The organism is Staphylococcus sp. TCBT05 (assembly GCF_055179755.1).
In genome coordinates this window covers 307813-333281 of sequence record NZ_JBUQDQ010000005.1, presented here as the reverse complement: position 1 = coordinate 333281, position 25469 = coordinate 307813, and the positions used below count along the sequence as shown (strand labels likewise).

The window sequence follows — 25469 nt, the reverse complement described above, 5'->3', positions numbered from 1 at the left end:
AGACCACATCCCCTAATTACAAGGGACGTGGTCTTGACGCGTTGCCACCCTATTTAACAGTCATTATAGACTGCGCTCTCACTAAAATAACGGCTAAAACCGATTGTTCACATATAAGTAGGTAGATTCATATTAAATATGATTACTTGTTCTCACTAACCACAAGCTCTCTGAAATCACGATATTAATACTACTTGTCCCACGAACAATATCTTATTAAGTTGTTTTAAATATAGCAAATAACATTATTATTTTCAAGAGAGAGCTTATTTATAACAACTTATTTTATTCATTATATGCAGCATCACGTAAATATTGTGCAACTGCTTCAATATCTTTATGAAATTGTCGATCTTCTGTAATTGATGGACAAATATGACGTAAAGTTTGAAATTTATCATACGTTTTAGGTGACAGTTTATCGATGTCTTTATACTCAACTGCTTGCAAGCCGATAATTGCTTCAATTGCTAAGACACGTCTTGCGTTTTCAATAATTTGATATCCGTGACGTGAAGCAATTGTCCCCATAGATACATGATCTTCTTGATTGGCAGAAGAGGGAATTGAGTCAACACTAGCAGGATGGGCAAGTGTTTTATTTTCTGAGACTAAACTAGCAGCGGCATATTGCATAATCATAGCACCACTTTGCAATCCTGGTTTAGGGCTTAAGAAAGCAGGCAATCCGTTATTTAATTGTGGATTGACTAGGCGTTCTAAACGACGTTCTGAAACATTAGCTAATTCGCTCACTCCGAGCTTTAAGAAGTCTAATGCGAAGGCTACGGGCTGACCATGAAAATTACCCCCAGATATCACAAGTGTTTCATCACCTTCATCGAAGATAAGTGGGTTGTCATTAGCAGCATTCATTTCAAATTCTAATTTTTCCTTAACATAATTCAATACTTGGAAACTTGCTCCGTGAATTTGTGGAATACAGCGTAAAGTATAGGCATCCTGCACGCGTATTTCACCTTGACGTGTTGTCAATTCAGAGCCTTCTAGCCAGTCTAACATACGCTCTGCTACTTCCATTTGTTCTTGGAAGTTTCTAACTTTATGTACATGCTCATTATAGGCATCTACTATGCCGTTTAAAGCCTGATGTGTAAACGCAGCAATCCATTCAGATTGATAGGCTAAACTTTCCGCTTCAATATAACTGATTACACCTTGCGCAGTCATCGCTTGAGTCCCATTAATCAATGCTAAACCTTCTTTAGCTTGTAATTGTAACGATTGATGATTCAATTTATTTAAGACGTACCGACTGTCTACTTCCTCTCCATTGAAATAAACACTACCTTCACCGATAAGTGCTAAAGCTAAATGAGATAGTGGTGCTAAATCTCCTGAAGCACCAAGTGAGCCTTGTTGCGGAATGACAGGTATAATTCGATTATTGATATAAAATATGAGTTGTTCAATTAAATCGACCGTCGCTCCAGAATGCCCCTTTAATAAGGTATTTAATCTCAACAACATCATCACTAATGAAACTTCTTCAGAAAATGGTTTACCAATACCACAAGCATGAGAACGAATGAGATTTACTTGAAGTTGATTGTATTCACCTTCATCGATACGTACATCACTAAACAATCCAAAACCTGTTGTAATTCCATATATTGTTTCTTTATTAGCGATTATATCTTCAACAGTTGCACGGCTTTGTTTAACACGTTCATATGCTGCAGCTGTCACTTCAACTTTATCTTCATCACTTAAGAATTGTTTAATATCCGAAATCGTCAATGTATCCCCAGTTAATTGTAATGTCATTTTCCCATCTCCTTTATTTTAAGTGCTATAACAATTAACACGAGTATACGCTTACAATTTTCTATAAACAATAGCTTTTGAAATATCCGTAATATGGTATTAAATTACTGATTTAATAGGGTAAAGTTTTACTTAATATTAATTTATCGTAAACAAACATTTTCTTATCACTTTAACTATTGACTAAAGGGCAAAGCAGGTTTAATATACTCTATTGTATTTATAAAAAGGAATTAAAAATTAGGTCTTAGACGATATTTTTTATAAGAACAAGTGGGGTAGCAAGAATATAAAAAATAACTACATGACAACCTTCCAATTAGTGAATTAATTGGGTTATCTATATTAAATAATCTGAATGACTATATAACTCAAAAAGGAGGTTTCAATTTGGAAACTTTATCATCAGTAAACATTCCTAAAAGAAAAGATGAAACACATAAAGGTGATTATGGTAAGATTCTTTTAATAGGTGGTAATGTGAATTTAGGTGGTGCAATCATGTTAGCTGCACGTGCCTGTGTATATAGCGGCAGTGGTTTAATCACGGTAGCAACACATCCTACCAATCATGCTGCATTACATTCTCGTTGTCCAGAAGCAATGGTTATTGATATCAATGATACTAAGATGTTAACTAAAATGATCGAAAATACGGATTGTATCTTAATCGGTCCTGGTTTAGGTTGTGATTTCAAAGGAAACAATGCTATCACATTCCTATTACAAAATATTCAACCACACCAAACGCTTATTGTAGATGGAGATGCCATTACAATCTTCAGTAAATTGAAACCAGAAATTCCAACATGTAGAGTCATTTTCACGCCGCATCAAAAGGAATGGGAACGTCTAAGTGGCATTCCAATTGAAGAACAAACTTATGAGCGTAATCGAGAAGCGGCTGATCGCATTGGAGCAACAATCGTCTTAAAGAAACATGGCACTGAAGTTTACTTTAAACAAAATGAATACAAATTACCAATCGGTACACCAGCTATGGCAACTGGTGGTATGGGTGATACATTAGCAGGTATGATTACTAGCTTTGTTGGACAATTCAATGATATTGAAGAAGCGGTAACAAGTGCTGCATATGTGCATAGTTTAATCGGAGAACAATTATCAGAAAAGATGTATGTTGTTCCACCTTCAAGACTAATCAGTGAAATACCTTGCGTTATGAAATCATTAGAAAATTAATATAATCCACATACAAGGACCTATCATCTAACATATGATGATGGGTCCTTTTATTAATATCAGTGCTACTACTTTATATTTACATATGTAAACCCAAACAATCCAACACCTCTAAAAACGTTGATAAACAGCCTTTTAACACCTTTGTCATCAACCTTTCACACTGTTGTCTACTGTAAACAAAACGTTATAATCATAATCCACTTTCTATACTTAATCAGTATGATGCTATTTCATATTCACATTCTAATTAGTTAATTGTATTATATGTTTTTCCTAGCTCCACATAATTATTCTTATCTAAGATATGTATAAACTGTTCGTGTAACCAATATAATCTGCTACCTGGTTAATCACATATTCCAGCTATTGTTATTGTTACATCAAACAACAGAAAAGGCAGTTCCCAAATCTGGAAACTGCCTTCTATCTTTATTTTATTTAATTAGTTATTCTGTATCGTCATTATTGTCGTTGTCAGCGTTCTCTATATCTTCATTGACACGATCCATAAAGTCTTGTCTTAATTCTTGACGCTCGCCATCTTCACCATCTACGGATTCATCTCTATTGTCTGTTACTTCTGTATGAATTGTATTACCTGGTGCGTCTCCTTCAATCATTGCTTCTGAGCTTACATCAGTTGCTTCATCAGAACCTTCAGCTGTCGTTGCTTCTGTATCTGCAGGTTCTTCGTCATCTTCACTGACTTTAGCTACTGTTGATACATATTGTTCGTCGCTCAATTTAATCAATCTTACACCTTGAGCAGCACGACCATTTTGAGAAATATCTTGAACATCAATACGGATGATTACACCTGAATTAGTCACAACCATCAAGTCTTCTTCACCGTTGACTGTTGTAATACAAACGATATTACCATTTCGTTCTGTGATTGTTGCAGTCTTGATACCTTTACCACCACGGTTGGATAGACGATAGTCATTTACTGGTGTACGTTTACCGTAACCATTTTCCGTAACAACTAAAATTTCATCATTACTATCCGATTTCGCTACATCTAAACCTACTACGCGATCGCCTTCTCTTAAAGTAATACCTTTAACACCAGCTGCAGTACGACCTAATGGACGCAATGCGCTTTCTGGGAAGCGAATCAATGACGCATGTGATGTACCGATAAGAATATCATCTTCACCATCAGTTAAACGAACTGCAATCAGTTCATCGTCATCTTTGAAGCCGATAGCTATCTTACCGTTTTTGTTAATATGAGAGAAATTACTCAATGCTGAACGTTTAACGATACCTTTACGTGTCGCAAATACTAAGTAATCTTCTTCACTTTCTAAATCTTTAACGGCAATCATTGTACTAATGGCCTCATCGTTATCTAATTCTATCGCATTAACAACAGGGATACCTTTAGATTGACGTGATAACTCTGGTACCTCGTAACCTTTAAGTTTGTATACGCGACCTTTATTGGTAAAGAATAACACGTTATCATGTGTACTTAATGTCACAAGTTGACTCACGAAGTCTTCTTCTAACGTATTCATACCTTGGACGCCTCTACCTCCACGATGTTGTGCTCTATACGTAGAAACTGGTAAACGTTTAATATAGTTATTGTGACTTAAAGTGATAACAATTTGCTCTTCAGGAATTAAATCCTCATCCTCAATATTGTCTAAACCACCTAATTGTATTTCAGTACGACGATCATCACCGAATTTCTCACGTACTTCAATAAGTTCATCACGAACGATTTGTAATAACTTTTCTTCATCAGCAAGAATTTCTTCCAATTCTTTAATATATGCAATTAAGTTATTATACTCTTCTTCAATCTTGTCTCGCTCTAAACCAGTTAAACGTCTCAAACGCATATCAAGTATTGCTTGCGCTTGTCTTTCAGTTAATTTAAAGCGTTCTTGCAAGCTAGCCATAGCTACTTTATCAGTATCAGATTCACGAATTGTCGTGATAATTTCATCGATATGATCTAACGCAATTCGTAAGCCTTCTAAGATATGGGCACGGTCTTGTGCTTTTTTCAAATTATATTCTGTACGTCTTCTAACGACGATTTTTTGATGCTCTAAGTACTCTACTAAAGCTTCTTTCAAATTAATCAGCTTTGGTCTACCCTTTACAAGCGCAATCATATTTACACCAAATGATGTTTGTAATGGCGTTTGTTTATATAAATTATTTAAAATAACACTCGCATTCGCATCTTTTCGAATATCAATAACGACTCTTACGCCTGTACGTAAACTCGTTTCATCACGTAAGTCTGTTATACCTTCGACTTTCTTATCACGTGCTAATTCAGCAATTTTTTCAATCATTCTTGCCTTGTTTACTTGATAAGGAATTTCTGTAACAACGATACGTTGGCGACCACCACCGCGCTCTTCAATTTCAGCACGTGCACGCATTTGTATTGAACCACGACCTGTTTCATATGCACGGCGGATACCACTTTTACCCATAATTAAACCGGCAGTAGGGAAATCAGGACCTTGGATATCTTCCATTAATTCTGCAATTGTGATATCTGAGTTATAACTTAAACTTAAAATACCATTGATAACCTCTGTAAGGTTGTGTGGTGGAATATTTGTAGCCATACCAACCGCAATACCTGATGCCCCATTGACCAATAGGTTAGGGAATCTAGCAGGTAAGACTGACGGCTCTCTTTCGTTACCATCATAGTTATCGATAAAGTCGATTGTATCCTTATTCAAATCTTTCAGTAATTCTAACGTGATCTTCGTCATACGTGCTTCCGTATAACGCATGGCCGCTGCGCCATCACCATCCATCGAACCAAAGTTACCTTGACCATCAACTAAAGGATATCGATAGCTGAAATCTTGTGCCATTCTTACCATTGCTTCGTAAATAGATGAGTCACCATGTGGGTGATATTTACCCATTACATCTCCGACAATACGTGCTGATTTCTTATATGACTTGTCAGGTGTCATACCTTGTTCATTCAATCCATATAAAATACGACGATGTACTGGTTTTAAACCATCTCTAACATCTGGTAAAGCACGTGAGACGATAACACTCATCGCATAATCTAAAAACGATTCGCGCATCTCATTCGTAATATTCCGTTCATTAATTCTTGATTCAGGTAATTCAGCCATCAAGATATCCTCCTTCAAAAATTCAGTTCATCGGTTTAGAAATCTAAGTTTGCATAAACTGCGTTATCTTCAATAAACTGTCTGCGATTCTCTACAACGTCACCCATTAACATTTCAAATGTTTGGTCTGCGTCAATCGCATCTTCTAATGATACTTGTAACATCGCTCGGTTTTCTGGATTCATTGTAGTTTCCCACAATTGATCCGCGTTCATCTCACCAAGACCTTTGTAACGTGCAATAGACCATTTTGGATTAGGATCTAACTCTGCTTTAAGTTTTTCTAATTCACGGTCATTAAACACATAATATTTTTGTTTACCTTGCGTTAATTTAAACAATGGTGGTTGTGCAATATAAACATAACCCGCTTCTAATAACGGTCTCATAAAGCGATAGAAGAATGTTAATAATAACGTTCTAATATGGGCCCCATCGACGTCTGCATCCGTCATGATGATGATCTTATGATAACGCGCTTTACTCAAATCAAATTCTCCACCAATTCCAGTACCAAATGCAGTTATCATAGAGCGTATTTCATTGTTATTTAAGATACGATCTAAACGTGCCTTCTCAACATTTAATATCTTTCCTCGTAAAGGTAAGATTGCTTGAGTTTCTGAGTCACGACCTGATTTCGTAGACCCCCCAGCAGAGTCACCCTCAACAATAAAGATTTCACTGCGCTCAGGATCTTTACTAGAACAGTCTGCAAGTTTACCTGGTAAACTTGAAACCTCTAATGCCGACTTACGACGTGTCACTTCACGTGCTTTTTTAGCAGCAAGTCGTGCACGAGACGCCATAATTCCTTTCTCAACGATGATACGTCCAACTTGTGGATGCTCATATAAGAATCTTTCGAATAACTCAGAGAATAGCTTATCTACAATTTGACGTACTTCAGAGTTACCAAGTTTCGTCTTAGTTTGCCCTTCAAATTGTGGATCACCGTGCTTGATTGATACAATTGCTGTCAATCCTTCACGTGTATCCTCACCAGATAAACGTTCTTTATCTTCTTTCATCACTTTGCTATTAAGCCCATAACTATTTAACACACGTGATAACGCACGTTTAAATCCTTCTTCGTGTGTACCACCTTCATATGTGTGAATGTTATTTGCATAAGTTAATAAATTAGTCGCAAAACCACTGTTATATTGCAATGCGATTTCTACTTCTACATCATCCTTTGATTGATGAACATAGATAGGTTCTTCATGAAGTGGTTCTTTGTTTTCATTTAGCATTTCAACGTAAGATTTAATACCACCATCATAGTGATAACTATCTTCTCTTACTTCTTCTTCACGCTCATCTCTGAGCACAATCGTAATACCTTTATTTAAGAAAGCAAGCTCTCTAATACGTTGTTGTAATGTTTCGTAATTATAAGTCGTCGTTTCAGTGAAGATTTCTGGGTCTGCTTTAAAGCGTATTTCAGTACCTGTATTCTCATCTGTTTCGCCAATCACTTTCAAGTCGAATTGTGGCGCACCTTTTTTATATGCTTGATGATAAATCTTTTCGTCTTTATGTACATAAACTTCAAGATCTTCAGACAATGCGTTTACTACAGACGAACCTACACCGTGTAATCCACCAGAGACTTTATATCCGCCTCCACCAAATTTACCACCAGCATGAAGTACTGTTAAGATAACTTCAACCGCTGGACGCCCCATCTTTTCGTGCATACCTACGGGGATACCACGACCATTATCGGTAACTCTTATCCAGTTATCCTTTTCGATGATAACCTCAATCTTGTCTGCATATCCGGCAAGCGCCTCATCGATACTATTATCAACGATTTCCCACACTAAATGGTGTAGGCCCTTTTCAGAAGTAGAACCGATATACATACCAGGTCGTTTACGGACCGCTTCGAGTCCTTCTAATACTTGAATCTGTCCAGCACCATAATCTTCCGTGTTATTCACATCTGACAATGCTTCCACCTTCACTTTCTGTTACTTTATAATTTCGCCTTGATTTATGCGATAAAGTTTAGCGTTCTTCATAATTTCATGATCTATTCCATCGACTGATGTTGTCGTTACAAATGTTTGAACCTTATGTTGTATCGTGCTTAATAAGTGCGTTTGACGCGAATCATCTAACTCACTCAAAACATCGTCTAGCAATAGAATTGGATACTCACCTACTTCGATATTCATCAACTCTATTTCTGCTAATTTAATCGATAAGGCAGTCGTTCTTTGTTGACCTTGCGAACCATATGTCTGTGCATCCATACCGTTGACATCAAAGCCAAGGTCATCACGATGTGGACCGTATAAACAGACACCTCTATCTTTCTCACGTTCCATGTTGTCGTTAAGCAATGTTAAGACTTCCTCTAGACGTTCCGAATCGCTTCTGTCGTCTTCATCCAACTTTATACTAGGTAAATACTTTAAAGACAACGTTTCACGTTCATCTGTGATTCCCGAATGAATCGGTTTAGCCAATGATTCTAACTCTCGTATAAAATGCTTACGACGCTCAGTTACTTTCAGCGCATATTCCGCAAACTGTTGATTTAAGACCTCTAGCATAGTAGTGTCTGTCTTTTGTCCATATTGCAACTGCTTAAGATAGTTATTCTTTTGCTTTAAGATACGTTGATATTGCGACAAATCATTGAGATACACTGCAGAAATTTGCCCCAATTCCATATCGATAAATCTACGTCTCACTTGAGGCGAACCTTTAACAATATTTAAGTCTTCTGGCGCAAATAATACAACGTTTAAATGACCAATATACTGAGTTAGTCTACTTTGTTCTAAGTGATTGATTTTTACTTGTTTGCCTTTTTTGGTGATGTACATCGTCAATGGCATATCGCCATATCTATAGCTGAGTTCACCCTCTATTTTAGCATAGTCATTGTCAAAACGTATGAGTTCCTTATCATTTGATGTACGGTGACTCTTAGCTAGTGCAAGTGTATAAATAGATTCTAGTAGATTCGTCTTGCCCTGCGCATTCTCACCAATTAAGATATTGACTTCAGGATGACATTCTATAGAAATGGACTCATAGTTTCGATAATGCTCTAGCTGAAGCGTCTTTAATTTCATTCTTCACCTTGTTGAATGATTAAAAACGAACCGACTTCAGGTATCTCTAGGCTATCTCGATGATTTAGTTTTTTACCTCGACGTGTTTCACGTTCGCCATTTATCATGACTTCAAAATCTTGTAAGAACCATTTTGCTTGGCCTCCAGATTCGATAATACCTTCTGTCTTTAGAAATTGTCCTAATGTGATGTCACCATCAACAATTACTTCTTCAACCAAATCAACCACTCCATTTCTTTATAAGCTCATTAATATATTATACATTTTTTAGCGCTAAATTTCATGCAAAATACAGTTGGAAATCGCTTTCTTTCAATATATTTTAACTATTTTCAGCATCTGCTTTCGAAATGTGCTTATCTCGATTGTTTTACACTTAATATTATAACAAATTTTAAGTCAGTTTATTCATTTTCTTTATAAATACTATTTATTTCAAAATGCTAATTATTTAATTTAAAATTGTCTCGTTTTTATAGCGAGTATTCACTTGTAATAATTCACCAATTCATAGAGGCATTTTAAGCATGTTTTTAGCTTCATTTTAATAATTAGGTATGATTTATCCATTTTATTTTGAAAATAACTCACATACCCTTTAAATTGCTTTTAAAATATATCCTCTCAATAAATAACAACTTATTCTTTTATCATTCACAGTTTCAAATCTAATTTACACAAAAAACAGACCTAGACATTTTCCGTCTAGATCTGTTTGGATACTACTTATAATTTTATGCTCAAATTTAATACGTTCTGATTGGTAAAATTAATTGTGTCACAGAATCGTCTTCTTTTGGTTTTAGAATAAATGGTTTCATTGTCCCAAAGAATTCTATTTCAACATCGTCATTATCGATTGCTTTTAATGCATCCATCATGTACTTAGAGTTGAATGAAATCTTCAGATTACCACCTTCAACATTGTTTGCACTTACTTCTTCTTTAACTGTACCAATTTCAGGTGAAGTTGAAGAAAGTTCTACAAGTTCATTTCCTGTGCTTAATTTAATAACGTTATTACCGCCTTCACGTGCCAATAACGAAGCACGATCAATAGCATGATAGAAGTCACCGTTATTAATACCTAACTTGAATTCATAGTTTTCAGGGAATAAACGTGATGTATCTGGATAATGCCCCTCTAATAAACGTGAAATAAAGTTTACATTTCCAACTTTGAATAATACTTGGTTTGAAGCAAAGAAGATATCAATGTCTTCTTCACTATCAGTCATAATTTTATTTAGTTCTGATAATGCTTTACCTGGAATAATGACATTTTTATTTTCTGAACTATCTTCCAATGCGACTTTTCTCACGGCTAAGCGATGTGAATCGGTAGCTGTGCATATTAATTCATTTTCTTGTATAAGCCAGTTCACACCAGTAAGTACTGGGCGTGTTTCTGACGTGGACACTGCGAAATTTGTTTGTGCTATCACGTTTTTAAGCACTTTTACTGATAATTGAATTGCATCATCTCTTGATACTTGTGGTAGTAATGGATATTGGTCAGGATCTAATCCACTTAAATTAAATTCTGAATGACCAGATGTAATTAATGTTTGGAATTGTTCATTTGTAGAAAGTTTAACTTCCTTACCTGGTAATTTTTTAATAATGTCTACGAAGAAACGACCAGGAAGTACAACAGATCCAGTTTCTGAAATTTCAACAATATCTTCTCCGTCAACTTGTTTAGGGATTGTAATCTCAATTGAAATTTCTGAATCAGATCCAGTAAGTATTACTTCGTTATCTTTAGCGTCAATTTTTATACCAGTTAAGATAGGTAATGTAGTTCTTGGTGAGATGGCTTTAAGTGTGTCATTTAATTGATTAATAAAATAATCTCTTCTAATTGTGAATTCCATCATTTTTAAACTCCTTCCAGTCGTTTATAAATAAATTATATAGGTTTTAAAACCGTAGTAATAGTAGTAGGGCTTGTGAATTAGTGGATAACCGAAATTTTTTCAATGGTGACATCGTTTAGCTATTGTGGATAACTTGTGTGTAGTGTGTATTACTTTTGCACATTATCCACATTTTAAAAAATGTCTGTTATTAACGTTATTCCTCAAATTCACATAATTAATCTGTTATATTACAGCTTTTTTATTGATTTCTAATTTCTTTTTCAAGATTTTCTACTTCTTGTTTAAACGTCGGATCATTATTAATATCTTTGAGTATCTTTTCATGTGCATGAATTACCGTAGTATGATCACGACCTCCAAATTCCTCTCCAATTTTCGGTAGTGAGAAATCAGTCAACTCACGCGACAAATACATTGCAATTTGGCGTGGGTATGCGATTGACTTGGTACGTTTCTTAGCACTAAAGTCTTCGATTTTCACACTATAGTATTGGCCAACGATTTTTTGTATATCTTGAATTGTAATTTTTTTTGATTTTGGTGCTTGAATAATATCTTTTAGTGCAGCAGCCGTTAATTCAGTCGTAATCGGTTGTCCCTGTAATTTAGAAAAGGCTAGTACACGCGTTAATGCCCCTTCTAATTCACGAATATTCGATTGAATTTGATTAGCTATATAAGTTAATGCTTCTGATGGAATATTTAAGTTTTCTTCTTCGATTTTTTTATGCAAAATCGCCATTCGAGTTTCATAATCTGGTGGTGTAATATCAACGATTAAGCCCCATTCAAAGCGTGAACGCAAGCGATCCTCTAATTTAGCAATTTCTTTAGGTGGTCTATCACTAGAAATGACGATCTGCTTATTCGCTTGATGTAATTCATTGAATGTATGGAAAAATTCTTCTTGTGTTTGCTCTTTATTTTGTATGAATTGAATATCATCAATTAGCAAAACATCGATATTACGGTATTTCTCTCTAAATTGTTCTGTTTTGTTATCACGTATCGATTTAATAAATTCGTTCGTGAATTTTTCACTAGATGTGTAAATGACCTTCGCATCTGGATTATTGGCTAACACATAATGACCAATGGCATGCATTAGATGTGTCTTTCCTAATCCTACGCCACCATAGATAAATAGTGGGTTGTATGCTTGTGCTGGTGCTTCTGCAACAGCCAAACTTGCAGCGTGTGGAAATCTATTGCCCGGACCTATGACAAATGTTTCAAAAGTATTATGCATATTAAATTGTTCATCGCCAATTCTTGCTTCATCAACACCAGATTCATATGTGTCTTTAGGTTGATGCGATTGATTTGAATTTTGTTCAGAAGAACCGGATTGCATATTTGCTAATTCGTCTTCTGAATAAAATACTGGCATAATTTCATGACCAATTGCCTCATATAATGCGGTTTGAATAATCTCAACATAATGCGATTTTAACCAATTGGCTACAAATGGATCATCGATAACAATGACCGCCTCATCATTTTCTAATGAATGCAGTTTGGTATCTTTTAGAAAAGTTTGATAGCTAGGATAACTTACTTTTTCTTGAGCCAAGGTAAGGACTTTTTCCCAAATTTCATGTTCTGACATAATTAACAAACTCCATATATAGTAAATTTTAAAAGTTATACACAAAAATCAGTGCAGTGGATAAACTAAATCACAAGGTGTTGATAATTATCCACAAGTTAATCACAATCAGTGGATAACTATGTATGATGATAAATATATCCACAACATTTTGTATATAATTTAATAAATCAAACCCTTGATGTATCAATAACTACATGACTTATCCACATAATTATACTTTTTAACATCAACCTCTGTCAAATAGCTGTGAATTTGTTATTAAACTATCTAAAAACTTGTGAATGACCTATAAATTATCCACAGTAAGAACGATTTGTACTGTGTATAAGTGGATAACTTTGCGAAAGAAATAGTATAACAGAAAATAAGCATCTTGTGGGCTTGGGAAATAATTTATAAATACTGTATGAAAAATGTATAATGGTCAAACTAATCGTTTGCGGAGTGATGTATTAAGGATAAATTACTGTAATGTCGGTATTTTTATGTAAGCTGCATCTATAAGCATGATAAAAAACTTCCATATAATAGGAGAAACAGAACAATAACTGCTCATACTGCAATTAAATTCGTGCTTGCTTTATAAAATATATTTTGTTATATTGTAGTAGTTGCTTGAATTATGACTAGGAATTTATAAAGTTAAATCAAGACTTAAAGCAGAAGCGTATATCAATTTATCTATAATAACTGTTAGATAACCGAATAAATATGGAGGTGTTTTTACATGGTAAAACGTACTTATCAACCAAATAAACGTAAACATAGTAAAGTTCATGGTTTCAGAAAGCGCATGAGCACAAAAAATGGCCGTAAAGTTTTAGCGCGTCGTCGTCGTAAAGGCCGTAAAGTTTTATCAGCATAAGATCACTGACTCATCAGTGGTCTTTTTTTTAGGTTTTAAATAAAGTAAGATACGCATTAATATCTGTAGCTAGTCAATATATTAAATGGAATGTTTGATTTGAGTTAGTTCAAAATGTTACAGAAGAAGATAAGCGAGTGATGCATTGGTGGAAAAAGCATATAGAATTAAAAAAAACAGTGATTTTCAAGCTATTTATAAAAAGGGAAAATCAGTAGCCAATAGACAATTTGTAGTTTATACCAAAGTAAATAAAGAGTTATCACATTTTAGGCTGGGTATTAGCGTTTCGAAGAAGATTGGCAATGCCGTTGTTAGAAATAGAATCAAGCGAGCAATACGTGAAAATTTCAAAGTGCATAAAGAAGATCTTATACCAATTGAAATTATTGTTATAGCGAGACACCCAGCAAAAGATATGGATACATTACAAATACAATCAAGCTTGGAACATGTTTTAAAGATAGCTAAAGTTTTTAACAAAAAGATATAATTTCATGATAGGGTAGGGGAGCATATAGAGAAAGTGATTATTTTAGACGGAAGTAAGACTTCGTTCAGACAAACGTAAGACTAACCAACCATATATCACTAAGCAATATGTTCGCTTTTTTTCATGAAAATCATTACAATATTATAATGAAATTTTTTACTTAACTAGACTGGTAAGGGAGGCGAGATGGATGATGGATTTAGACACGATTACGAGTATTTCAACACCAATGGGTGAAGGTGCAATAGGGATTGTGCGTTTATCTGGTTCAGATGCATTAACAATTGCAGATAAGTTATATAAAGGTCAGAAATCACTTAAAGATGTAGCTACTCATACGATAAATTATGGTCATATCGTAGATCCAGAATCAAATGAAGTAGTTGAGGAAGTAATGGTATCGGTGTTAAGGGGACCAAAGACCTTTACACGAGAAGATATCGTAGAGATAAATTGTCATGGCGGTATTTTAACAATTAATAGAGTGTTGGAATTAACTATGACATATGGTGCACGCATTGCTGAACCTGGTGAATATACGAAACGTGCATTTTTAAATGGCCGCATTGATTTATCACAAGCAGAAGCGGTGATGGACTTTATTCGTTCTAAAACCGATCGAGCATCTAAAGTTGCAATGAATCAAATTGAGGGTCGTTTAAGTGATATGATTAAGCGACAGCGTCAATCCATTCTCGAAATCCTTGCTCAAGTCGAAGTCAATATAGATTATCCAGAATACGATGACGTAGAAGATGCGACGACAGAATTTTTACTAGAGCAATCAACGCAAATTAAACAAGAAATTAATAAACTATTAGAAACTGGTGCGCAAGGTAAGATTATGAGAGAAGGTTTGTCTACAGTCATTGTTGGTAAACCGAATGTTGGTAAGTCTTCAATGCTTAATAACCTGATACAAGATAACAAAGCGATTGTGACAGAAGTTGCAGGAACTACACGAGATACGTTAGAAGAGTATGTAAATGTCAGAGGAGTTCCATTAAGATTAGTTGATACGGCAGGGATTCGTGACACAGAAGATATCGTTGAGCGTATCGGTGTCGAACGTTCTAGAAAGGCACTGAGTGAAGCGGATTTAATCTTATTTGTCTTAAATTATAATGAAACATTGTCGGAGGAAGATCGACAGTTATATGAAGTAATTAAGAATGAAGATGCAATTGTCATCGTTAATAAGATGGATTTGGAACAACGTTTAGATATGGAAGAAGTTAAAGCAATGATTGGAGATACACCACTTATTCAAACTTCAATGTTGAAACAAGAAGGTATCGATCAATTAGAATTACAAATTAGAGATTTATTCTTTGGTGGAGATGTTCAAAATCAAGATATGACATACGTTTCAAATTCCAGACATATCTCATTATTAAAGCAAGCTAGAAATTCAATTCAAGATGCTATAGATGCTGCGGAATCTGGAGTACCAATGGATATGGTACAAATTGATTTGACAAGAACATGGGAATTATTAGGTGAAATTATTGGTGAGTCAGCAAGCGATGAATTAATCGACCAACTGTTTAGCCAATTCTGTTTAGGAAAATAATTAAGGAGGAACAATTATGGCTCAAAAATATGACGTAATAGTAATTGGAGCTGGACATGCGGGAATAGAAGCTGGACTTGCTTCAGCACGTCGCGGTGCAAAAACATTAATGTTAACAATTAACTTAGATAATATTGCATTTATGCCATGTAATCCATCTGTAGGTGGACCAGCAAAAGGTATCGTTGTACGTGAAATCGATGCGCTAGGTGGTCAAATGGCAAAAACAATCGATAAAACGCACATCCAAATGCGTATGCTGAATACAGGTAAAGGTCCAGCGGTAAGAGCATTACGTGCTCAAGCGGATAAAGTATTATATCAACAAGAAATGAAAAAAGTAATTGAAGATGAAGAAAACCTAGATATTATGCAAGGCATGGTTGATGATTTGATTATTGAAGATGATGTAATCAAAGGTGTACGTACGAATATCGGTACTGAATATTGGGCGGAAGCTGTAATTATTACTACAGGTACTTTCTTACGTGGTGAAATTATCTTAGGTAATATGAAATATTCAAGTGGTCCAAACCATCAATTACCTTCTATTTCTCTTGCAGATAACTTAAGATCATTAGGGTTTGAAGTTGTACGTTTTAAAACAGGTACCCCTCCACGTGTCAATGCAAAAACGATCGACTACTCAAAAACAGAAATCCAACCAGGCGATGATGTAGGAAGAGCATTTAGCTTTGAAACTACTGAATATATATTAGATCAATTACCATGTTGGTTAACATATACTAATGGTGAAACACACCAAGTGATTGATGACAATTTACATTTATCAGCTATGTATTCAGGTATGATTAAAGGTACAGGTCCAAGATACTGTCCATCAATTGAAGATAAATTTGTACGTTTCAATGATAAACCACGTCATCAATTATTCTTAGAGCCTGAAGGACGTAATACAAATGAGGTATATGTACAAGGCTTATCAACAAGTTTACCAGAACATGTTCAACGTCAAATGTTGGAAACAATTCCAGGCCTAGAGAAAGCAGATATGATGCGTGCAGGTTATGCAATTGAATATGATGCATTAGTGCCTACACAATTATGGCCGACTTTAGAAACTAAAAAAATTAAAAACTTATACACAGCTGGTCAAATTAATGGTACATCAGGATATGAAGAAGCGGCAGGTCAAGGTTTAATGGCTGGCATTAATGCTGCTGCTCGAGTTCAACAAAAAGAAGAAGTGATATTAAGCCGTTCGGATGCCTATATTGGCGTACTTATCGATGACCTTGTTACAAAAGGTACAAATGAACCATATCGTTTATTAACATCTAGAGCAGAATATCGTTTATTATTAAGACATGATAATGCAGACTTAAGATTGACGGATTTAGGTTACGAAATTGGTATGATTTCAGAAGAACGTTATGCACGCTTTAATGAAAAGAGAGAAATGATTCGTAATGAACAAGAACGTCTTAAAGGTATTCGTGTTAAACCTAGTGAACATGTACAATCAATTATTGAAGCACAAGGTGGTTCACGTCTGAAAGATGGTATCTTAGCTTTAGAATTATTACGTCGTCCTGAAATGACATATGATTTAATTCTTGATATCCTTGAAGAATCACATCAACTACCTGCAGATGTTGAAGAACAAGTTGAAATTCAAACGAAATACGAAGGCTATATCAATAAGTCATTACAACAAGTTGAAAAAGTAAAACGCATGGAAGAAAAGAAAATTCCAGAAGACTTAGATTATAGTAAAGTAGATAGTTTAGCTACAGAAGCTAGAGAAAAATTAGCAGAAGTTAAACCGTTGAATATCGCACAAGCATCACGAATTTCTGGTGTGAATCCTGCTGATATTTCAATTTTACTTGTCTTCTTAGAACAAGGTAAAATTCAAAGGGTGAACAATTAACATGGGCGTAGAGTGGTTAACTAAGCAACTGAGTACACATGGGATAGAACTTTCGGAACAACAACAGCAACAGTTTCAAACGTACTATCAAATGCTTGTCGAATGGAACGAAAAAATGAATTTAACGAGCATTACAGAGGAACACGAAGTATATTTAAAGCACTTTTATGATTCGATTGCACCGAGTTTTTATGCGGATTTTTCGCAATCAATGTCATTATGTGATGTAGGTGCTGGCGCCGGTTTCCCAAGTATCCCGTTAAAAATTATTTTTCCAAACTTAAAGGTAACAATAGTAGATTCACTCAATAAACGTATTCAATTTCTTAATCAATTAGCAGATGCCTTAGGATTACAAGATGTTAGTTTTGTACATGATAGGGCGGAAACATTTGGTAAAGGAGTCTACAGGGAGTCTTATGATATCGTAACAGCAAGAGCGGTTGCTAGACTTTCAGTATTAAGTGAATTATGTATACCGTTAGTGAAAAAGGGTGGTCAATTCATCGCATTGAAATCAGCTAAAGGTGACGAAGAGTTAGAAGAAGCTGCTTTTGGAATCGGTGTGTTCGGTGGAAAGGTCATAGACACAATTTCATATGAATTACCTGAGGATGCTGGTGATAGACAGATGATGATCATTGAAAAAAGAAGTCAAACGCCAAAAAAATATCCAAGAAAACCTGGTACGCCAAATAAGTCACCATTACTAGAAAAGTAATAACAGTTAATAACAATTAATTTAGAGGGAGCGCATAAATTATGAAGAAACCTTTTTCTAAATTATTTGGTTTAAAAAATAAAGATGACATAGTTGGTTATATTGAAGAAGATTATAATAATAACGTTGAATCTATTCATATTGAGCGCATTGTGCCAAACCGTTATCAACCAAGACAAGTATTTGAGCCAAATAAGATTAAAGAACTCGCAGAATCTATAGAAGAACATGGTTTGTTGCAACCGATTGTCGTACGTCCAATTGAGGAAGAAATGTTTGAAATTATTGCAGGCGAGCGTCGATTTAGAGCTTTACAAAGCATTGGCAAGACACATGCTGACGTAATCATTAGATTTTTAGATGATGAAGAAACAGCAGTTGTTGCATTGATTGAAAATATTCAACGTGAAAATTTATCAGTTATTGAAGAAGCGGAAGCATATAAAAAGCTGCTAGAAATTGGCGATACAACACAAAGTGAATTAGCTAAAAGTGTTGGTAAAAGTCAGAGCTTTATTGCTAATAAATTACGTTTGTTAAAGCTTGCGCCAAAGGTAATTGAACGTTTAAGAGAAGGAAAAATTACGGAACGTCATGCCCGTGCATTACTAAGTTTATCAGAGGAAGATCAAGAAATCTTAGTAGAGACAATTATTAGCCAAAAATTAAATGTTAAACAAACTGAAGCACGTGTGAAACAAAAGGTTGGTCCAGTAAAGGTGAAAGCGCAACGCTTTGAGTTTGCTAAAGATTTAACTGACGCACGTGAGACTGTTGGCAAGAGTATCGAGTCTATTGAACAAAGTGGTATTCAAGTTGAACATCAAACAAAAGATCATGAAGATTATTACGAAATCAAGATTAAGTTATATAAGCGTTAGTACAATTCAAATAGTAAAATGTTAGCAAAAGTTTGGGATACAAATTCCAGAAAAATAGCTCTCAGATGAATTCAATTTATCTGAGGGCTATTTTTTACTTATTCGTATTGTTGGCTCGCTTTCCTAGGGGACAGCTTCAGCCTGTAGTCTTCAGCTTGTCCTGTTCCCTCAGGAGTCTTACCAACGTTCTTCGTATCAATATCTAAATGCATATTAAAAACACTTTGAATCAAATTGTTTATAGCTAAAGCATGATGTGATTCCAGGACATACTCATTAACCATTATTCTTGCATAGTAATTTTAACTAGTAATATCATTGCACTTTTTATTGGTAAAATAAGCATTTAAATAATCAAAATACTACAAATTTAATTATTCCCTGGAAAATAAAATAAGGCTATTGTGTAATAATACAAACTATGATTAAATTAAGAAAACGCTTACATATTAAAGGGGGAGTTTAATGATTACGTTTATCGTAGCTATCATTTTACTGGTTGTAGGTTATTTTACTTATGGTAAATATATTGACAAAATGTTTAGACCTAAAGAGGACCGACCAACGCCAGCATATGACCAAAGGGATAATGTGGATTATGTACCAATGAAAACTTCTTCTAATTCATTGATACAATTATTAAATATTGCGGGTGTAGGGCCAATATTTGGTCCAATTATGGGGGCATTGTATGGACCAGTCGCATTTATCTGGATTGTTGTAGGTTGTATATTCGCTGGTGCTGTGCATGATTATTTAACTGGCATGATATCTATTAGAAATAAAGGTGCACATCTTCCTGAATTGGCTGGGAAATTTCTAGGTCAAGTGATGAAACACTTTGTTAATATCTTTTCTATTTTATTATTATTGTTAACGGGTACTGTATTTGTTACGAGTCCAGCATTATTATTACATAATTTAATGGATGGACGTATTGCATTAGGTATAATCATTTTTGCAATATTTGTTTATTATATTCTATCTACAATTTTACCAATTGATAAAATTATAGGGCGTATTTATCCAATATTTGGTGCACTTTTATTAATTAGTGCAGTGGGGGTTGGTTTCCGACTAATTCAAACAGGAGCGCCAATACCAGAACTTAATTTACAAAATATGCATCCAGATGGTGCACCAATCTTCCCATTGTTATTCTTTACAATTACTTGTGGTGCATTATCAGGATTTCATGCTACACAAACACCTATTATTTCGAGAACTACGAATAAAGAAAAGAATGGTCGCTTTATATTCTATGGGATGATGATTGCAGAAGGTATTATTGCGATGATTTGGGCTGCAGCAGGTATGAGTTTATTCAATGGTTATGATGGATTGAATGAAGTGTTAGCTAAAGGTGAGGCAGCTTTAGTCGTAAGTAAGGCTTCGCATCTGTTATTAGGCTCAGTGCTTGGCACGATTGCTGTATTAGGTGTTATCATTTTACCAATTACGAGTGGAGACACTTCCTTTAGAAGTGCACGTATGATTATTGCAGATTATTTGAATTATAGTCAGAGTAGTTTACTAAAACGTATTATAATTTCTGCACCATTATTTATAATTAGCTTTGCATTAACACAAGTTGATTTCACAATCTTATGGCGATATTTCTCTTGGGCTAATCAGACGACTGCTGTCATTGCCTTATGGGTAGGAGCAATGTATTTACTTATAGCTAAGAAGAACTTCTGGGTTGCAGCGATTCCTGCTGTATTTATGACTTGGAATATATTTGTATATATTTTGAGCCAAAAAATAGGTCTAGGCTTAGATCTTAACATGAGTTATGTTATAGGTTTTGTACTAACTGCAATTTGGATTGCGTATTTCATTTACCAATATAGAAAAATGACAGCTTCAGAAGGCCAATTTGAACTTGATCATCCGATTCAAACACAACAACAAATTGTCTCATAAATTAATATTTGTGTGGCATAAATAATATTATCGAAAGATGAAGGACAATTGCTAATTGCAAAGCAGTTGTCTTTTGTCTTGTGAAACGATGTTTTAGTTAAAGCACCGATAAATACATATCTTTATAGTTAAAGACAGATGCAAATAGAACAAGATGTATAGGAAAAGTTAAAACTACCAACTATTAACTTTTATGTTTAGCCAAATCAAATACGACAAAGCATGATTTATAGCTGCAATATATTGAGGATTTTTTAGTAATGAAGTAACAAGGTTGATGTTTCACGAAAAACATTAGCCTATTCTAGGAATAGTTTTACGATGGCTAGAATGTTATAACGCCATTCGTATTCGCTTTTGTTAAGCTGTAACTTAAGAGATGATGGATCAAATTTTAAGTGATAATCAAAAAATATAATTGTGTAATCAGTTACTGAAAGTATATTATTAAAGTTTTTTACAGATGTATTACGTAGTAATTTCTAAAAAATTACAATTTCATTGTATATTATTTTTATGAGGGAAAATTCGTGATTTTTATTATAAAACTTGTTATGATGTTGAATCGTAAGTGATTAAGTGGAAATAGTAAATATTTAAAGGAATAATTTAACTAGAAAATAAAATTTAATATATATGATTTAAACTGAAATGTTCAAATAACGTCTTTTATAAAACAAATAGAAGTGTAATTTAATCAAATAACGTAAAATCAAGATACAAAAATTCAAACTGGTATATCAGTCATTCCTTAAATATTCATGAATATATCATTCAATGTACTGCTCATACTATATCAGACTTAATACCTTAATTATGAAAGCAGAGGTTTAAATATGTTAAAAGCTACAACAAGTATTATAGAAAATGATAAATATGAAGTGCAGGCAATTAACGCGCATTATTTGAAACGTATTGAAAAAAGTAATAAAGCAGAACGTTATTTTTGTATAGCACAAAGTGAAAAATTAACATTATCAGCACTGTCAACTTACGTTAAATCAGCGAAATCAGTGATGGCTCAATTAGGAGAAGCGAATACAAGAGCTACATTAACTGATGCAGGTAATGATATTTATCAAGCAACATTTGTCTACTTTGAAGATTCACTCGATGCTTTAAAAACAGCCACTGAAAATTTAAGTCTGTTAGATTCTAAAGAAGCGAAAAATCACATTTTAACAAATGAATAATATAAATTCGTGAGCTTTGGTCGTAAAAGCCTATGCTCAATATACGAGAGCTAGTCTGTAATAACGGGCTAGCTCTCTTACTATTTGAATTCGAATTTATAATGCTGCAACAATACTTTTTTTTAGTTAATGGGGAGTACGTTGGCGAATTGCCTATATTACATATAAAATAGAATAAAATTATAAACAGATTGGTAAGGTGAATAGATTATGGAAATTGCACATCTTAATGAATTTATAATATTAGCTCAGTACAAGAATTACTTTAAAGCTTCACAATCACTTTACATTGCGCAATCTACGTTATCGAAACATATTGTTGCTTTAGAAAATGAATGCGGCTATCAACTCATAGATCGTAGCAACAAGCAGATTAAATTGACTGAAGCGGGAGAATTATTTTTACATTATGCACAGTTAATTGTACAAAATCATCAGGAAATGCAAGAACATTTACAGCAACAGACAGCATCGGAAATTACTTCAATTAATTTAGGAACGTCGCGTGTAATGATTGAATATGGAATTACTGAAATCGTCTCTGAAACAATGAAAGCACATCCAAATTTAAGATTTAAGGTACATGAAGGATTTGAACCAGACTTACATCAAATGATTGAAGAGGGACGTATTGATATTAGCTTTCTAAGAGAGCGGACACCTGCAATTGGAGAATACAGTTATACTTATGTACAAGAACGTCTATGTGCTGTAGTAGATAAATCACATGCATTTGCTGCAGAATCTGAAATATCGTTAAATATGCTTAAAGATATTGAATTATACATGACACCGGATTTTACTTTAGAACATGAATTGTTTCTTTCACTGTGTAAGCGCGAGCAATTTTATCCAATGATTTCCTTTACTGCACCACGTATAGAAAATTTATTAGAAATGGCACATATTGGTGAAGGCGTGGCGTTAATCATGGAGCAACAGGCACGTTACTTTGCAGATGATTGTATTAAGATTATACCTTTTGAACCCAATATCACGACATATATCAATATGACTGTGCATGACCATGTCACTATAAATGATGGGATTGCAGCGTTTATTAATTTAGCTAAATTAGAGAGTACAGCTACTTCTGAAAATGAATAACTGTATAATAATGCCATAGAGAATGGTCTGTTAATTCCAATATAGAATGAATTTGCATGCAAAGTTGAATTGATAATGCTTCCATAAATATTTTATGATTAATTTTAATTTCAAAATGTTTAAGGAGGCAACAAATGAAAAAAATAATTATTTCTGTGTTAAGTGCGACTCTGTTGTTAGCAGGATGTAGTTCTCATGATGGACAACAATCTAAAAAGCAGTCTAATAATAGTGTCGATACTTCAAAAGTGAAAATAAAAAACTACAATCAAGCAACATCGAAATTAAAAATAGATAATACGAAGTGGAAGTATGATAGTAAACATAAAGTATACTATCAATTGAATGTGAGTTACGTCACTAAGCCACAAGCTAAAGATGTCGAAAAGATGGGTATTTATGTTCCTGCAGCTTACTTTAATGGTAAGAAGAATAATAAGGGTAACTATACAGTCACGGTTAATAAGACTAATAAAGTTAAAGGTTATACAGCAAAGACGGCACCGATCGTTTATCCAGTAAACACACCAGGTTATGCCGCGCAAAGTGCTCCAGAATCATATAGTTATAGTACGATTTCAAAATATATGAAATCTGGCTTTATCTATGTTCAAGCAGGATTAAGAGGTCGTAGCATGTCTATGGGTGACCAGCAATCTAGTAAACAAAAAGTGGATTATGAAATTGGCGCGCCTTGGGGTGTGACAGATTTGAAAGCAGCGGTACGTTACTATCGATTTAATAGTAATGCTTTACCTGGTAATAGTACTAAAGTTTATACATTTGGCCATAGTGGAGGAGGAGCACAAAGTTCAATTATGGGTGCTTCCGGAGACAGTAAATTATATTACAAATATCTGAAAAAAATCGGTGCTGCTATGACAGATAAAGATGGTAAATACATCAGTGATAAAATAGATGGCGCAATGGCTTGGTGTCCAATAACAAGTTTAGATCAAGCAGATGCAGCATATGAATGGAATATGGGCCAATATTCTAATTCAGGTAAAAGAAAAGATAATACATTTATTGGTCAATTATCTACTGATTTAGCAGCAAGTTATGGTAAATATTTAAATAAATTAAATCTAAAAGATGGCAATAAGCAATTAACATTGAAAAAATCTAAAAATGGTGAATATACTAACGGTTCATATGTAAAATATATGAAAAAAGAAATAGAAAAATCGGCGACAGAATTTTTAAATAATACGAAATTCCCATATAAACAAAGTAATAGTCAGCAAGCTGGTATGACAATGCCAAGTGAAGGACAAAAGCAAAATAAAAAAATGCCACAAATGATGGGTCAACAAACAAGTAAGACCTATAAAACAATGGATGACTATTTAAAATCCTTGAATAAAAAAGGAAAATGGATTACTTATAATAAGAAAACCAAGCAAGCACATATTACTAGCTTGAAGGATTTCGCTAAATATTATAAAAAACCAACAAAAAATGTACCTGCATTTGACGATTTAAATAAGAGTCAAGCTGAGAACGAAGTATTTGGTACGTCTGGAAATAATAGTAAGTTACATTTCGATAAGACTGTTGCTCAACTCTTAACAAAGAACAAAACAGAATATAGTAAATTAAGTGGTTGGAAAGCTAAATACGCTAAAGCATATAAAGATGATTTAACGAAAAAGGATGCATTGGGATCATCTATTGCGACAAGACAAAATATGTATAATCCAATGTATTATTTATCAGATGCGTATAGTGGCTATGGAAAATCCAATGTAGCTAAAAATTGGAGAATTAGAACAGGTATTCAACAAGGTGATACATCACTTAATGTAGAAACGAACTTAGCTTTAGCTTTAAAACAAATAGTTGGAAAAGGGCATGTTGATTTTAAAACAATTTGGGATAAACAACACACAATGGCTGAAACTTCAGGAGACCCTGAGACAAACTTTATTAATTGGGTTAAAAAAGTAAATAAAAAATAGTGGATTTACTTAAAGAGGCACAATATGAGAGATATTATAGGTGGAATTTAACCTTTTTTCAGAATAAGTTCTTATTTAATATAAACTTGCAAATTTTCATTTAATCTATATAATTTAAGAACGAGGATTAAAGGG

At 34.1% G+C, this 25469-nt stretch carries 18 protein-coding genes and 1 other annotated feature; of the genes, 11 read left to right on the top strand and 7 right to left on the bottom strand.

The genetic code is table 11. The annotated features are described in order from the left end of the window. Window positions 1-18: 18 nt before the first annotated feature. Window positions 19-216: a binding site (T-box leader), on the bottom strand. 69 nt (window positions 217-285) lie between these two features. Beyond that, window positions 286-1788, bottom strand: coding sequence for a histidine ammonia-lyase (gene hutH / locus ACY191_RS01465; RefSeq protein ID WP_042737797.1), 1503 nt, complete (start codon window positions 1786-1788; stop codon window positions 286-288). Window positions 1789-2178: 390 nt separating this feature from the next. Here hutH and ACY191_RS01460 point away from each other — a divergent pair, with 390 nt between their 5' ends. Beyond that, complete coding sequence (locus ACY191_RS01460; protein WP_042737796.1) at window positions 2179-2991, top strand: NAD(P)H-hydrate dehydratase; 813 nt, start codon at window positions 2179-2181, stop codon at window positions 2989-2991. A gap of 449 nt (window positions 2992-3440) precedes the next feature. On the opposite strand, the gene gyrA is transcribed toward ACY191_RS01460, so the two are convergent. The 6 genes from gyrA to dnaA form a co-directional block, all read right to left on the bottom strand. Beyond that, window positions 3441-6128, bottom strand: a complete 2688-nt coding sequence (gene gyrA / locus ACY191_RS01455; protein ID WP_042737795.1) for a DNA gyrase subunit A — start codon at window positions 6126-6128, stop codon at window positions 3441-3443. 35 nt (window positions 6129-6163) lie between these two features. Continuing rightward, entirely contained in the window at window positions 6164-8095 is a 1932-nt protein-coding gene (gene gyrB, locus ACY191_RS01450; RefSeq protein WP_182475074.1) for a DNA topoisomerase (ATP-hydrolyzing) subunit B, read from the bottom strand. A gap of 12 nt (window positions 8096-8107) precedes the next feature. After that, the gene (gene recF / locus ACY191_RS01445) at window positions 8108-9223 is read right to left on the bottom strand and encodes a DNA replication/repair protein RecF (protein ID WP_042737793.1); all 1116 of its coding nucleotides are present in this window, start codon (window positions 9221-9223) and stop codon (window positions 8108-8110) included. Further along, window positions 9220-9453, bottom strand: a complete 234-nt coding sequence (yaaA, locus tag ACY191_RS01440; RefSeq protein ID WP_182475075.1) for a S4 domain-containing protein YaaA — start codon at window positions 9451-9453, stop codon at window positions 9220-9222. The genes recF and yaaA overlap by 4 nt, the downstream gene beginning before the upstream one ends. Window positions 9454-9971: 518 nt before the next feature. Further along, window positions 9972-11105, bottom strand: a complete 1134-nt coding sequence (gene dnaN / locus ACY191_RS01435) for a DNA polymerase III subunit beta (RefSeq protein WP_082039157.1) — start codon at window positions 11103-11105, stop codon at window positions 9972-9974. Window positions 11106-11346: 241 nt separating this feature from the next. Then, on the bottom strand, window positions 11347-12717 hold the full coding sequence (gene dnaA / locus ACY191_RS01430; protein WP_042737791.1) for a chromosomal replication initiator protein DnaA: 1371 nt from the start codon (window positions 12715-12717) through the stop codon (window positions 11347-11349). A gap of 730 nt (window positions 12718-13447) precedes the next feature. Here dnaA and rpmH point away from each other — a divergent pair. The 10 genes from rpmH (at window position 13448) to ACY191_RS01380 (ending at window position 25334) form a co-directional block, all read left to right on the top strand. Further along, the gene (gene rpmH, locus ACY191_RS01425; protein WP_000240855.1) at window positions 13448-13585 is read left to right on the top strand and encodes a 50S ribosomal protein L34; all 138 of its coding nucleotides are present in this window, start codon (window positions 13448-13450) and stop codon (window positions 13583-13585) included. A 148-nt stretch (window positions 13586-13733) separates the two neighbouring features. Then, a complete protein-coding gene (gene rnpA, locus ACY191_RS01420; RefSeq protein WP_042737790.1) occupies window positions 13734-14078 on the top strand; it encodes a ribonuclease P protein component in 345 nt (114 codons plus the stop codon). Between the two features lie 193 nt (window positions 14079-14271). Then, a complete protein-coding gene (gene mnmE, locus ACY191_RS01415) occupies window positions 14272-15651 on the top strand; it encodes a tRNA uridine-5-carboxymethylaminomethyl(34) synthesis GTPase MnmE (RefSeq protein ID WP_107527087.1) in 1380 nt (459 codons plus the stop codon). Between the two features lie 16 nt (window positions 15652-15667). Beyond that, the gene (gene mnmG / locus ACY191_RS01410) at window positions 15668-17545 is read left to right on the top strand and encodes a tRNA uridine-5-carboxymethylaminomethyl(34) synthesis enzyme MnmG (RefSeq protein ID WP_042737789.1); all 1878 of its coding nucleotides are present in this window, start codon (window positions 15668-15670) and stop codon (window positions 17543-17545) included. Window position 17546: 1 nt separating this feature from the next. Next, complete coding sequence (rsmG, locus tag ACY191_RS01405; RefSeq protein WP_042737788.1) at window positions 17547-18266, top strand: 16S rRNA (guanine(527)-N(7))-methyltransferase RsmG; 720 nt, start codon at window positions 17547-17549, stop codon at window positions 18264-18266. Window positions 18267-18307: 41 nt separating this feature from the next. Continuing rightward, the gene (noc, locus tag ACY191_RS01400) at window positions 18308-19147 is read left to right on the top strand and encodes a nucleoid occlusion protein (RefSeq protein WP_042737787.1); all 840 of its coding nucleotides are present in this window, start codon (window positions 18308-18310) and stop codon (window positions 19145-19147) included. A 465-nt stretch (window positions 19148-19612) separates the two neighbouring features. Then, window positions 19613-21073, top strand: a complete 1461-nt coding sequence (locus tag ACY191_RS01395) for a carbon starvation CstA family protein (RefSeq protein ID WP_229366754.1) — start codon at window positions 19613-19615, stop codon at window positions 21071-21073. Window positions 21074-21909: 836 nt separating this feature from the next. Continuing rightward, complete coding sequence (locus ACY191_RS01390; protein ID WP_042737784.1) at window positions 21910-22266, top strand: hypothetical protein; 357 nt, start codon at window positions 21910-21912, stop codon at window positions 22264-22266. 210 nt (window positions 22267-22476) lie between these two features. Then, window positions 22477-23373 (top strand): LysR family transcriptional regulator, encoded by an 897-nt coding sequence (locus ACY191_RS01385; RefSeq protein ID WP_042737783.1) that lies wholly within the window; start codon window positions 22477-22479, stop codon window positions 23371-23373. Between the two features lie 134 nt (window positions 23374-23507). After that, window positions 23508-25334: a subtype A tannase gene (locus tag ACY191_RS01380; RefSeq protein ID WP_042737782.1), complete on the top strand. Its 1827-nt coding sequence runs from the start codon at window positions 23508-23510 to the stop codon at window positions 25332-25334. The last annotated feature ends 135 nt before the right edge of the window (window positions 25335-25469 follow it).